The organism is Prevotella marseillensis (assembly GCF_900625065.1).
GTDB lineage: Bacteria > Bacteroidota > Bacteroidia > Bacteroidales > Bacteroidaceae > Prevotella > Prevotella rara.
Genome location: NZ_UYXY01000001.1, coordinates 993,408 through 1,007,464 on the forward strand (window position 1 = coordinate 993,408; position 14,057 = coordinate 1,007,464).

At 36.6% G+C, this 14,057-nt stretch carries 11 protein-coding genes; 9 read left to right on the plus strand and 2 right to left on the minus strand.

Features of this window, described 5'->3' with window-relative positions:
• Positions 1–18: 18 nt before the first annotated feature.
• The 3 genes from EJL04_RS04150 to EJL04_RS04160 are packed head-to-tail and all read left to right on the plus strand — an operon-like array spanning position 19 to position 4,403.
• Positions 19–1,068, plus strand: coding sequence for a glycosyltransferase (locus tag EJL04_RS04150; protein ID WP_164511721.1), 1,050 nt, complete (start codon positions 19–21; stop codon positions 1,066–1,068).
• Positions 1,069–1,074: 6 nt separating this feature from the next.
• Positions 1,075–2,421, plus strand: coding sequence for a glycosyltransferase family 4 protein (locus EJL04_RS04155; RefSeq protein WP_125104147.1), 1,347 nt, complete (start codon positions 1,075–1,077; stop codon positions 2,419–2,421).
• Entirely contained in the window at positions 2,418–4,403 is a 1,986-nt protein-coding gene (locus EJL04_RS04160) for a fructose-bisphosphatase class III (RefSeq protein WP_021854268.1), read from the plus strand. The genes EJL04_RS04155 and EJL04_RS04160 overlap by 4 nt, the downstream gene beginning before the upstream one ends.
• Before the next feature lie 66 nt (positions 4,404–4,469).
• On the opposite strand, the gene ispE is transcribed toward EJL04_RS04160, so the two are convergent.
• Positions 4,470–5,297 carry a 4-(cytidine 5'-diphospho)-2-C-methyl-D-erythritol kinase gene (gene ispE, locus EJL04_RS04165; protein WP_125104148.1) on the minus strand — a complete coding sequence of 276 codons (828 nt, stop codon included), beginning with the start codon at positions 5,295–5,297 and terminating at the stop codon, positions 4,470–4,472.
• Between the two features lie 104 nt (positions 5,298–5,401).
• Here ispE and dnaB point away from each other — a divergent pair, with 104 nt between their 5' ends.
• Together dnaB and leuB are read left to right on the plus strand one after the other, a co-directional pair.
• On the plus strand, positions 5,402–6,895 hold the full coding sequence (gene dnaB, locus EJL04_RS04170; protein ID WP_125104149.1) for a replicative DNA helicase: 1,494 nt from the start codon (positions 5,402–5,404) through the stop codon (positions 6,893–6,895).
• A gap of 151 nt (positions 6,896–7,046) precedes the next feature.
• Positions 7,047–8,108 (plus strand): 3-isopropylmalate dehydrogenase, encoded by a 1,062-nt coding sequence (leuB, locus tag EJL04_RS04175; protein WP_125104150.1) that lies wholly within the window; start codon positions 7,047–7,049, stop codon positions 8,106–8,108.
• 399 nt (positions 8,109–8,507) lie between these two features.
• On the opposite strand, the gene EJL04_RS04180 is transcribed toward leuB, so the two are convergent.
• Positions 8,508–11,144, minus strand: coding sequence for a valine--tRNA ligase (locus EJL04_RS04180; RefSeq protein ID WP_125104151.1), 2,637 nt, complete (start codon positions 11,142–11,144; stop codon positions 8,508–8,510).
• Positions 11,145–11,249: 105 nt separating this feature from the next.
• On the opposite strand from EJL04_RS04180, the gene mazG reads away from it, so the two are divergent.
• The 4 genes from mazG to EJL04_RS04200 all read left to right on the plus strand — a co-directional run bounded on the left by mazG (position 11,250) and on the right by EJL04_RS04200 (position 13,940).
• Positions 11,250–12,044 carry a nucleoside triphosphate pyrophosphohydrolase gene (gene mazG, locus EJL04_RS04185; protein ID WP_125104152.1) on the plus strand — a complete coding sequence of 265 codons (795 nt, stop codon included), beginning with the start codon at positions 11,250–11,252 and terminating at the stop codon, positions 12,042–12,044.
• 7 nt (positions 12,045–12,051) lie between these two features.
• The gene (locus EJL04_RS04190) at positions 12,052–12,609 is read left to right on the plus strand and encodes a lipocalin-like domain-containing protein (RefSeq protein ID WP_021854275.1); all 558 of its coding nucleotides are present in this window, start codon (positions 12,052–12,054) and stop codon (positions 12,607–12,609) included.
• A gap of 30 nt (positions 12,610–12,639) precedes the next feature.
• Positions 12,640–13,554: a ribonuclease Z gene (locus tag EJL04_RS04195; RefSeq protein WP_021854276.1), complete on the plus strand. Its 915-nt coding sequence runs from the start codon at positions 12,640–12,642 to the stop codon at positions 13,552–13,554.
• 74 nt (positions 13,555–13,628) lie between these two features.
• Entirely contained in the window at positions 13,629–13,940 is a 312-nt protein-coding gene (locus EJL04_RS04200; RefSeq protein ID WP_021854277.1) for a T9SS type A sorting domain-containing protein, read from the plus strand.
• Positions 13,941–14,057 lie beyond the last annotated feature (117 nt).

The following is a 14,057-nucleotide window of genomic DNA, read 5'->3' on the forward strand; positions in this document are numbered from 1 at the left end:
GATACGTTTTTTAAAAAAATGGTCGATAAAGAAGAAACAGATTCTGCAGAGAATTTAAAGCCTGTATCAGTTGTCATTATTTCGGATAATAATTCTGTAGAGTTGGATAATAATCTGAAATATTTTCTTTCTCAGGATTATTCTGCCGGATATGAAATAATTGTTGTTGTAAGTCGTGATGAAGATGGAACGGCAGATGTTTTGAAAACGTACAATAAGTATAAAAACTTATATACTACATTTGTACCAGAAACATCTCGGTATATGAGTCGACGAAAACTTGCAATAACATTAGGTGTGAAGGCAGCTAAAAATGATTTGATTTTATTAACTGATGCTGTGTGTAAACCTGTTTCTACTCATTGGATTGAAGGCATGAGTACCAAATGTAGGGATGGAATAAATCTTGTTATTGGATATAGTAATTATTCTGATGACACAGGTCAATTTAAAACGTTCTATCGCCTTCATAAGGAATATACCTATATGTATGAAGCGTTTAAAGGTTTTGCTTACAGTACTTATGGTAATAATCTGTTGTTTAAGAAGGCCGATTTTATGTTAGGTCGCGGATTTCAAGGTAACTTGAAATATGTTAGAGGTGAATATGATTTTTTAGTTAATAAATATTCTAAATTCGGGAGCGCAGCTATTGCAATATCTAAAGATGTAATGTTAGTAGAAGATAAGCCCTCAAAAAAAGCTTGGAATAATAAAAACACGTTTTATTTCGAAACGCGTAAACACCTTCAACGTAGTTTTAGACATAGACAAATATTTAATATGGATGTGCTGGGGCTTTATCTTTGTTTCATATTAGTGATTTTTTCTGTAATATATTCAGTTCTTTCTGTCAGGTTTGTAATATTGCCTTTTTCTTTTATGGCATTGGTGGTTCCTTTTATTTCTAGAATAATATGTGCGAAACGTGTGCTTAATAGATTTAATGCAAATGTTAGTTTATGGAAAGTTATTCCATTTGAATTGGCTCTGCCTTTCAGTAATTTCAGATTTGCAATAAAATACATATTATCAGATAAATATGAATATATAAGTCATAAATCATAATGAATTATGAAAGTCTTGCATTTTATACCAAATTTTGCTGATATAAATGAGTCTGTAGGACTTCAGTATAAAATAGCTCTAATTAAGGCTATGGCAGAAAGTGCAGAAGTACATTTATTGTGTGCTGACTATCCTGGTATAGATATGGGAAGTGTGCATGTCCATAAATTCTCTCTCTTGAAGAATTTGTTTGGTAGATGGCATTCTTCCTTCAAGAAGTTTTTGGCAGATATACGTCCGGATGTGGTACATATTCATGCATGTTGGAATATATATGCATACTATCTTCAGAGATGTTGTGAAAAGTATAGAATTCCTACAATCATAACATTTGACAGACAATTGGAGGCCTGGCATTCGTCGGGCCATTATTGTTTATGTAATTTTTTAAAATCTGTTATTTATCAACGATATATAGTGTCGCATGCAAAAGTCTTGCATGCTGTTTGCGATAATGAGATATGTAGCATATCTGATTATGTTGGATATCCAACGTTTTTATGTAAAATCTTAGGGATAAGATCAGAACATGCAAATACGCTCCATATTGATGAATCAAATGGGGATATTGGTAATGTGGAATATGATGTATATGTTTCAAAACAAAATAAGAATATTAGGAATATTGTATTAATTGATATATTCAATGAAATTTATGAAAAATCAATTAGTCCATTGTCTGATAGGCTAATTGGGATGTATCAAATAGTTGTTGACAGTAATCCATTTTGGCTTATGAGTTCTGAAGATTGTTGTGCAGAAGATATTTTGTTGTATGCAGGTGCAACGGAAAATATTGCTGGCTTACAATTGTCAGATAATCAACGTAGGATTCTTTCAATGCTTGATGATAAAGCATGGCGTAGAATTCTTTTACATTCATATAACCAAGGAATATTAGAATTTGTTTTTTCTGGAATTGAAAAATATAATTTATCCCAACCTTTTTCACAAGAACAAATTGGTGGGATATTTTGTCTCTTGGGAAATAAGTCTCAGCGTATTACTAATATAAGAAATACTTCAAAAATTAAGACTGATTCAAGTCTTTCAGATCTTGAACGTGATATCATGATTAAGATAATGACAATCTTATATGGTATAAAGCATCGTATAGAAATTAAAAGAAAAGATATGTTAGATTTATATCTTAGCTTAAAATATAATAATTTTGATGAAATTCAGTTATATAATAAAGTTCATGAGACCGGTATTTTAAAAGATACAGCGCGCTTGTTTCAAATAATGAAAGAGCGTTATGGGTTAAGTGAAGGCTTTATGTTTATAGAACCGATTAATGATAGTAAAACGGAGAAATTGAGAAAAATGTTTTTTAAATCTAATATACAATGAAGACAAGGAATTATGACATTGAAAAGGACTTAAAGTATTTGCAATTGTTGTCTCATACTTTTCCGACAATTGCTGATGCCAGTACAGAGATTATAAATTTGCAGGCGATATTGAATTTGCCTAAGGGTACTGAACATTTTCTTGCAGATTTACATGGTGAGTATAAATCTTTTCAGCATGTATTAAAGAATGCTTCTGGTAATATTAAACGTAAGGTTAATGAAATCTTTGGAAATGATTTGCGTGAATCGGAAATCAGGGAATTGTGTACTTTGATATACTACCCCAAAGAGAAACTTGAACTTGTTAAAGCTAGTGAGCCGGATTTGGAGGATTGGTATCATATAACAATACATCAGCTTGTAAAGGTTTGTAGGGATGTTTCTAGTAAATATACACGCTCTAAGGTTAGAAAGTCTTTACCGAAGGATTTCTCTTATATTATTCAGGAACTTCTTCATGAACGTACAGATGATATAGATAAAGCTGCTTATGTTAATGTCATAATCGAAACAATAATATCAACGGGACGTGCGGATGATTTTATTATTGCTATTTCTCATGTGATACAGCGTTTGGCAATAGATCTATTGCATGTGTTAGGTGATGTCTATGACCGTGGACCTGGTGCGCATATTATAATGGATGTACTAACGAATTATCACAATTGGGATATTCAATGGGGAAACCATGACATACTTTGGATGGGTGCTTGTGCCGGTAACGATGCATGTATATGTAATGTAATACGTTTGTCTTTGCGTTATGCAAATCTTGTTACACTGGAAGAAGGGTATGGTATAAATCTTATTCCATTGGCAACATTTGCAATGGAGCATTATGGCGATGATCCTTGTGAGGAGTTTATGCCTAAAATTAATGGAGGCAGTACAGACATTGACGATAAGACAAAAAGGTTGACTGCATTGATGCATAAAGCTATCACTATCATTCAATTTAAGGTGGAAGCTTCCATGATAAAACGTCATCCAGAATGGGATATGCAAGATAGACTTTTATTGGAATGTATTGATTATGATAATGCGACATGCAATATCTCTGGAAAGTCTTATGAAATGAAAAGCTGCTGTTTCCCGACTGTAAATCCTAATGCACCATATGAATTGACACCAGATGAAATTATACTTATGAGTAAACTTCATCACTCGTTTACCGTTAACGAGAAGCTTCATAAGCATATAAGGCTATTGTTGAGTCATGGTTCATTATATACCATAATTAATGATAATCTTTTATTTCATGCTTCCGTTCCTTTAAACGATGATGGTAGTCTTAAAGAAGTGGAACTTTGTAAAGGTCATAAGTACAAAGGACGTGAACTGATGAATCGGACGGAACATATTATTAGAAATGCATTCCAAAATGATTCAGATCCGCGTGAGAAGGAATTTTCTGTAGATTATTTCCTTTACTTGTGGTGTGGGCGAAATTCAGTTTTGTTTGATAAGTCTAAGATGGCAACTTTTGAACGTTACTTTCTTAAGGACAAATCTACATATAAAGAGGAAAAAGGAAATTATTTTAAATTAAGAAACAATGAGGAAGAGTGTGATGCCATTCTTGATGCTTTTGGAGTGAGCGGTCAGAATAGGCATATTATTAATGGACATGTCCCTGTTCATGTCGTAAATGGAGAGAATCCGATAAAGGCTAATGGTAAGCTAATGGTTATTGACGGCGGATTTTCGCAGGCATATCATGAAGAAACGGGTATTGCCGGATATACATTGGTTTATCATAGTAGAGGTTTCCAGTTAGTTCAGCATGAACCATTTACGAGTACAGAAGATGCAATACTTAGAGGGTCCGATATTAAAAGTACAACACAGATTGTTGAAATGTCATCACATAGAATGCTTGTGGCAGATACAGATATAGGACGTGATTTGAAAAAGCAAATTGCAGAGTTGGAAAAACTGCTTTATGCTTATAGGCATGGTTTTATTAAAGAATTACGCTAACAATTGAGAATCATTGAGGTAGTCCAAGATTTTGTGGTGAAAGCAAAATTTTGGACTATTTCAATATTAAACAATGTGTGTGTAACAATCTTCAAATATGCAATCAAAATTTCCTATCTCTTTTTCAAATATACCGAATAAAGCACTTCCACTTCCCGTCATTGAAGCGTAAATAGCGCCTAAATCATATAGCCTGTTTTTAATTCTACCTATTTCTGGATGTATAGTGCAGATGCTATTTTCAAAATCGTTTATCAGTTCTTCTTTCCATGTTTCTATCGGCTGTGCTACGATTTCTTTGCAGCATTTTATTGGCTGTTTAACTATGATGTTTGAAAAAGCCTCTTTCGTACTTATCATTACGGGAGGTTTTACAATCGCAATTTTATATTTGCTCAAATTGATGTCTATAGGTGTCAATATTTCTCCAATGCCCGTTGCGTGTGATGGCTGTGGATTTATGAAAAAAGGGCAGTCTGCACCTAATTTAGATGCAAAAGATTGCATGTCTTTTATTGACATTTTCAGGTTAAACATCTCGTTTAACATTTTTATTGTATACGCACAATCAGACGAACCTCCACCCATGCCGGCTTGCGTTGGAATATTTTTGGTAAGGGTTACATTGACATTTGGAATTTGTGGATAGTATTTTTTAAGAATATTATAAGCTTTAACAATTAAGTTTTGTTGTAAATCGCCTTCTATATTAATCCCTTTTATACTTAAAGAACATTGGTACTTTGTGATTTCTTTATCAAGTACAGGTTCAATACATATCTCGTCATTTAGATTTATTGGATAAAACACTGTTTCTAGATTATGATATCCGTCAGGCCTTTTGCTGACAATATTAAGGCCTAAATTTATTTTTGCACATGGTCGTTGAATCATAGTCATTTTTATTTTTGTTTGTAAAGGTAACTATTTAAATTGAATTTAATAGTCTTAAACCGAAGATTTATTTGTAATTTTGCGCAAATTATTATGTAAATATTATGCCTGAAAATAAGAAAACCCGTAAAGTAAATAATAATAGCATCCATATGCAGCCTCAGGCTGTTGATATAGAAAAGATGGTCCTTGGAGCCTTGATGGTTGATAAGGATGCCTTTTCTGTTGTTAGTGAGATTTTGCATCCCGAAACTTTTTACGAACCGCGTAGTCAGAAAATATACAAGGCTATTCAAACTCTAAGTTTGAATGAAGATCCTGTGGATATTATGACTGTTGTTGAAGAATTGAAGCGCGAGGGAACTCTAGATGACATTGGTGGAGCTGGCTATATATTGGAGTTAAGTGAACGTGTGGCATCATCTGCACATATTGAATATCATGCTAAGATTTTAGCACAAAAATATTTGGCTCGGCAATTAATTTCCTTTGCGAGTGTAATCGAGACAAAGGCCTTTGATGAAACTGTAGATGTAGATGAGCTTATGCAGGAGGCTGAGGGTTCACTATTTGAACTGTCACAAAAAAACATGAGGCAGGATTATACCCAAATTGATCCTGTAGTAAAACAGGCTGTCGAAATCTTGCAAAAAGCTGCAGCAAACAAAGGTGGATTAACGGGTATTCCTACAGGGTATGCCAAATTAGATGATTATACATCCGGATGGCAAAGAAGCGATTTGGTTATTATTGCTGGTCGTCCGGCTATGGGTAAAACCTCATTTGCATTATCTTTGGCAAAAAATATTGCTGTTGATTACGATACGCCTATAGCATTCTTTTCATTGGAAATGAACAATGTTCAGCTGGTTAACCGTCTGATATCTAATGTATGTGAGATTGAAGGTAAGAAAATACTTAACGGACAGCTGGATGATGAAGAATGGAAACGACTTGATAAGAATGTAAGAAAACTTCAGGCTGCGCCAATTTATATTGACGACACTCCGGGTATGTCTATTTTTGAATTAAGAACAAAGGCAAGACGTCTAGTAAGAGAAAAAGGAGTGCAAGTAATAATGATAGACTATTTGCAGCTTATGAATGCCAACGGAGCACGTTTTGGAAGCAGACAGGAAGAGGTGTCAACCATCAGCCGCTCATTGAAGGGACTTGCAAAGGAGTTGGACATTCCTGTATTGGCTTTGTCTCAGTTGAACCGTACTGTAGAAGGACGTGAAGGTATAGACGGAAAGCGGCCTCAACTCAGTGACTTGCGTGAGTCTGGTGCGATTGAGCAGGATGCCGATATGGTGCTGTTTGTTCACCGACCGGAATATTACAGAATTTTTACTGATGAAAAAGGAAACGATCTTCACGGAAAGGCTCAGATTATTATAGCTAAACACCGTAAAGGTGGTACAGGTGATGTGTTGTTGAATTTCCGTGGAGAGTTTACGCGTTTTGAGAATCCAACAGATTCCGATAAGTCGCCAATCGGTGGAGGAGAGATTATTGGTTCGAAGATTAATGGAGATGATTTGGGTCCGTCGCCGTATATTGGTGATATTCCAGATAACGGCCCATTACCATTTTAGATGTTATAATGTATGAAGTTATAATTAGAATACAATAATGGCGCATCTGTAAGCAGAATGTTTAAAGTGGAAAAATGGGAATATTATAATTTATATGATCGAATAGGTGTTTTTGTGAAGTGATAAAGAATAAACCATTAAATAAATAATTATGAATCTTAAAATAGCTGTTCTTCCTGGTGATGGTATCGGACCGGAAATTATTAAGCAGGGTGTTGATGTCATAGATGCCATTGCTGAAAAATTCGGACATAAAATAAAGTATCAAGAGGCTATATGTGGAGCACATGCAATAGATTTGGTCGGTGACCCATTTCCTGATGATACGTTTAATATATGCAAGTGGGCTGATGCGGTGTTGTTTGCTGCTGTAGGTGACCCTCGTTTTGATAATGATCCTAGGGCTAAAGTTCGTCCTGAGCAGGGCCTGTTAGCTATGCGTAAAAAGTTGGGACTTTTTGCAAATGTTAGGCCCGTACAAACATTTGAGTGTCTGTTGCATAAATCTCCATTGAAAGATGAGATAATAAAAAATGCAGATTTTATATGTATAAGAGAGCTTACCGGTGGCATGTATTTTGGTGAAAAATATCAGGATGATGAAAAGGCGTATGATACAAATTATTATACACGTCCGGAAGTAGAACGTATTTTAAGGGTAGCATATCAATATGCGATTAAGCGCAAACACCATGTTACTGTTGTTGACAAAGCAAACGTGCTGGCTTCAAGCAGGCTTTGGCGTCAAGTTGCTAAAGAAATTGAAAAAGAATACCCGGATGTTATAACTGATTATATGTTTGTGGACAATGCTTCTATGCGTATGATTGTCGAACCAACCTTCTTTGATGTAATCGTTACGGAAAATACTTTTGGAGATATCCTCACAGATGAGGGTAGCTGTATTTCTGGAAGTATGGGCTTGCTGCCATCAGCTTCTACAGGAGAAGGCACTCCGGTCTTCGAACCTGTACATGGATCATGGCCGCAGGCTGCAGGCAAAAACATCGCTAATCCTCTGGCTCAGATTTTATCGGTGGCTATGCTTTTTGAGTATTTTGGTCTGAAAGATGAGGGATTGCTTATACGTAAGGCCGTTGATGCTTCACTTGACGCCAATGTACGTACTCCTGAAATTCAGGTAGAAGGAGGTGAATTTTATGGCACGAGAGAAGTAGGAGAGTGGATCGTTGACTATATAAATAAAGCGTAATAATGTTTGTGAAGTAAATAATGTCATGACGAATGAGCGTCCGCATTATTTTGCCAATAAATATTCAAAAGTATATATTGGTGCTTTAAATACATATAGTCATGATTGATGTACTTTGAATATGATTCTGAATATCAGTGTGTTATACACTTGCGTCATGCAAGGTTGTTAAGGCTATTGCATAATACGGCATATTAGGTAGTAAAAGGGCACATATTGCAAAGTAAAAGCGTATGTTTTGCATTGCAATATGTGCCTTTTCGTAATTGGTCTGTTTTTGTTTCAAGTTTCACTTTATGGTAAAGTGATTTACAGCCTTGTTGCGCTTGTGGCAATTGAAACCAATATCATTAAAATAAAAACCAGAAATACTATCGAGCATTTCTGGTTTTAGTTATATTACTTGTTTCTTAATTTTGCAAGTGATTCTTTCAGCATTGCTATCTTTTCTTCAGAGTCATGCTGTTTCTTTCTTTCTAATGCTACAACAGCCTCAGGGGCATGAGCAACAAATTTTTCGTTTGAAAGCTTTTTTATCACACCTGCAAGGAAACCTTCCAGATGCTTTAGTTGTGCTTCCTGCTTTTCAATCTCTGCTTCAACATCAATAAGATCACCTACAGGTACTGCATATTCATCAGTGCCGACCATAAACTGTATTGTATCGGCAGACTTGCCCTCCGCAATATTTATGGACTTTAAGTTTGCCATCTTTATTGTAATATCGTCATATGCGGCATATTTATTTTCACCGATAGCCTGCAGTTCAAGTTCCTCTTTGGGTGATATGTTCTTTTGATTTCTTATTGTTCTGATGTTGCTGATTATCTGTTTAACATTTTCAATGTCTGCTACCAGATTCTCATCTTCTTTTGTTGAGGCCGGAATTGACAGACAATCACGCATAATGCTTTCACCTTCTTTGCGTTCATATATATGTTGCCATAATTCTTCTGTTATGAACGGCATGAACGGATGTAGCATCTTCAAAAGTTCATTAAAGAACTTCAGTGTCATGTCGTATGTACTGTGGTCGATAGGTGTGCCGTAATTAGGCTTTATCATCTCGAGATACCAACTTGAGAACTCATCCCAGAAGAGACGGTAAACGGCCATTAATGCCTCAGATATGCGATATTTCTTAAACAGGTCATTTACTTCGTCGTTAGTGATTTTAAGTTTGGCCTCAAACCATTTTACGGCAGTCTTGTTTGATGTGGGCTGTTCAGCGTCTGAAACTTCCCATCCCTTAATTAGACGGAATGCGTTCCATATCTTATTATTGAAGTTTCTTCCCTGTTCACATAGGCTCTCATCGAAGAGAATGTCGTTGCCGGCAGGTGCTGACAGCATCATTCCCATACGAACGCCATCGGCTCCGAACTTGTCGATAAGTTCTATAGGGTCTGGGCTGTTACCTAAACTCTTGCTCATCTTACGGCCAAGTTTGTCACGTACAATACCTGTGAAGTACACATGCTTAAACGGGAATGTTCCTTTATATTCATATCCGGCCATTATCATGCGAGCAACCCAGAAGAAAATGATATCAGGTGCGGTAACAAGATCTGAAGTAGGATAATAATATTTTATTTCTTCGTTGTCAGGATCGTTGATGCCGTTGAAAACAGATATGGGCCACAGCCATGATGAGAACCATGTGTCAAGGCAGTCCTCATCCTGTTTCAGGTCATCTATGGTCAGATCGTTGTTGCCGCTTTTTTCCTTGGCCATAGTAAGTGCTTCCTCCGGAGTTTCTGCAACAACAAATCCGCCATTGTTAGGTAGGTAATATGCTGGAATGCGATGTCCCCACCATAGCTGGCGGCTTATGCACCAGTCTTTAATGTTTTCAATCCAATGGCGATAAATGTTCTTATATTTTGCTGGATAGAATTTAATTTCATCATTCATAACCGGTGGAAGTGCCATATCTGCAAAGTGTTGCATTTTCAGGAACCACTGTGTTGAGAGTTTTGGCTCTATTGGTACATTAGTTCTTTCAGAGAAGCCAACTTTGTTGTTATAGTCTTCAACCTTTTCAAGCAGACCGGCTTCTTTAAGATCTTTTTCAATTTGAACTCTGACATCCATTCTGTCCATGCCGACATACAGACCGGCTGCTTCAGATATTGTTCCGTTATCGTTAAAGATATCGATCGATTCCAAATTGTGTTTCAGACCTAATGCATGGTCATTTATGTCGTGTGCCGGTGTAACTTTCAGACAACCTGTTCCAAATTCTATATCAACATAGCAGTCTTCGATGACTGGTATCTGACGATTTACTAAAGGAACGATTACGTGTTTTCCTTTTAACCATGTGTTCTTCGGGTCGTCAGGGTTTATGCACATAGCTGTATCGCCCATGATTGTTTCAGGACGTGTAGTTGCAACAATGGCATATTTTTCAGGTTCTTCAACAACCTTGTATCTAAGGTAATACAGTTTGCTGTGTTCGTCCTTATAAATAACTTCCTCGTCGCTAAGGGCGGTCTGGGCTTTAGGATCCCAGTTTACCATTCGTACTCCACGATAGATAAGTCCTTTGTTATACAAATCGCAGAATACTTTTATCACTCCTTTGGAGCGTTTTTCGTCCATGGTGAATGCTGTTCTGTCCCAATCGCAGCTTGCACCAAGTTTTCTTAACTGCTTTAAAATTATTCCGCCGTGCTCATTTGTCCAGTCCCATGCATGCTTAAGAAAATCGTCGCGTGTCAAGTCGGTCTTCTTTATTCCTTCCTGCGCCAACTTGTTTACAACTTTTGCTTCTGTAGCAATAGATGCATGGTCTGTTCCCGGCACCCAGCAGGCGTTTTTGCCTTCCATTCTGGCACGTCTTACCAAAATGTCCTGAATAGTATTGTTGAGCATGTGTCCCATATGGAGCACTCCCGTTACATTAGGTGGAGGAATAACTATGGTGTAAGGCTCTCTTCCGTCAGGTTTACTGCTGAAAAGCTTATTGTCAAGCCAATATTGATACCATTTTGACTCTACATCTTTTGGGTCGTACTTACTTGCAAGTTCCATTTCTTATCTTATTTTTATTTATTTTGCCTAATTCAATAAAAAACGTTGCAAATGTACAAAATATTCGTGGAAAATATCTACATTTGCATAACTAAAATACATATTATGCATACAAAGGAAGAAAAACTTGAAGCATTTGGACGTTTATTGGATGTACTTGATACGTTACGCGAAAAATGTCCGTGGGATAAAAAGCAAACAAATGAGAGCCTTAGGCCAAATACGATAGAAGAGGTGTTTGAATTGTGTGACGCCTTGATGAAAGACGACAAGAAGAATATATGCAAAGAACTTGGAGATGTCTTTATGCACGTTTGTTTTTATGCACTTATTGGCAGCGAGACAGGAGATTTTGACATTGCTGATGTATGTAACATGCAGGCTGATAAGCTTATTTTCAGACATCCGCATGTCTATGGTAATGTGAAAGCTGATACAGTAGATAAGGTTTTGGAGAATTGGGAACAGATAAAATTAAAGGAAAAGGATGGTAATAAGAGTGTCCTTTCCGGTGTGCCGGCTGCACTGCCTTCACTTATTAAAGCTTATCGCATACAGGATAAAGCTCGTAATGTCGGTTTTGACTGGCAAGATAAGGGCGATGTCTGGGCTAAAGTGAGAGAAGAACTTTCTGAGCTTGAAGCAGAATTGCGTAAGGATGATAATGAAGCTTCTGAAAAAGAGTTGGGTGATTTCTTGTTTAGTGTCATAAATGCAGCACGTCTTTATCATTTAAATCCTGATACGGCTCTTGAACATACAAATCAGAAGTTTATCAGGCGTTTTAACTATATAGAAAATCATTCTATAAAAGTTGGTAAACCATTGACTGAGATGACTTTGGCTGAAATGGATGAACTATGGAATGAAGCTAAAAAAGAAGAAAAAACGAATAAATAATACAATTATGAGTAAACTAAGTTTGGCATTCTTGTTGTGCTGCATTGTAGCGATAGGATGTGACAATAAAAAAAATGCAAAGGCTGTAGTTGAGAATGTTTCTGATAACGAAATAGCAGACACTACTGTGTATGGCAAATGTGGTGAAGGTACTGCAATGCACACACTTGAACTGATTACGGATAAGGGAGACACCTTGACATATACATTGGAGGGACTTGATACGTGCTCAAACGTTCAAGGGGGATTGTTTGTCGGTGACCGGCTGGCAGTGATCTCGGGTCCGAAAAGTGAAGAAGGACTTTTTGCAGAAAAGGTAATTAACCTTACATCTCTATTGGGTAAATGGGTCAGCCTTGACAAGAGTTTTGAGATTTGTGAGGGCGGAGTTGTTGAAGGTAGTATGAAGGAGCCGAAGCCGTATACGGAATGGAAAATATTAAATGGTAAGCTGATTTTATCGTCAGATACATTTGACATCTATTCTTTGGGTGCAGATTCACTTTATCTGGAGAATACAGAAGGAATCTATGGCTATAAACGTCTGTCGAAAGAGGCTAAATAGTTTATGTATCTTGTGTAATATATAAAATACATGCAGCCATTTAAAGTCTATATATTAGGATGCGGCAGTGCTTTGCCTACGTTGAAGCATAATGCTTCTTCGCAGGTTGTTCTTGTCCGTGATAAGATGTTTATGGTTGATTGTGGTGAAGGAACACAAGTGCAATTAAGACGTTCACGTATTAATTTCAATAAACTTTCTGCCATCTTTATAAGTCATCTGCACGGAGATCATTGTTTCGGTCTTATCGGCCTGATCTCTACGCTGGGTATGCTTGGCCGTATAAGTCCTTTGCATGTATTTGCGCCTAAAGACTTTTTCCCTATATTGCAGCAGCAACTGGACCTGTTCTGTAATGGATTGGAATATGAAGTTGTATTTCATGTGGTAGATACGAAACGTAATGATGTGATATATGAGGATAAAAGTCTTACGGTTAGCTCTATACCTCTAGAACATCGTGTTGCGTGTTGCGGATATTTATTCCGTGAGAAACCGACCTTACCGCATATAAGACGCGATATGATAGACTTTTATGGCATACCTGAATGCCAGCGTAATAACATAAAAAATGGGGCAGACTGGATTACTGCTGACGGCGACGTAATTCCAAATTCTTATCTTACCTTCCCTGCGGATCCGCCAAGGTCATATGCGTATTGTTCAGACACCAGATACATGCCGGAACTATACAGGATGGTGGAAAATGTGGATTTGCTGTATCATGAGGCAACTTATTGTAGTGAAAACGAGAATAGGGCAAAGTTATATTATCATAGTACGGCAAGACAGGCGGCCATGGTGGCATTGAAGGCAAAGGTTAAAAGACTTGTTGTCGGACATTTTTCTGCGCGCTATGAAAATGAAGATGTTATTCTAAAGGAAGCTCAAGAACTCTTCCCGAATACAGATTTAGCGAATGAAATGGCTGTTTTTGATGTGTAAGTAAAAAAAAACGTATAATATTTTGTTATATCGTAAAAATATTTTATCTTTGCGGTAATAAAAAAGAAGCTTTTATGTTAAGAAACTTACTTTTTATTCTGTCTGCAGTGTTGCTGTTGTCTGTCGCAACTCCTTCTGTTGCCAATTCCAATTCGGCAATAGAGATAATTGATGTTGAAAGTCAGAGCGTTTCAATCTCTGTTAATTCATCGTCAATTCGCGTTGTTGGAGCCAATGGACAGATGTTGTATATATACAATGTTGCCGGAGTAAAAATAATGTCCATAAAAGTTGATGGTTCAGATAGATATTACGATTTGAATTTGCCTAAAGGCTGTTATATTGTTAAGGTTGGTAAAGTCGTAAGGAAGATTTCGGTTAAGTAGTATTTTGTCTGTTTTGTTAAAGTTATTTTACCTTATACTTTTATGTCTGCTCGTGTCATCTTGTCATGACGCGACAAATAATTATGACAAAAATATTAATTTAGATACATTTTCAGA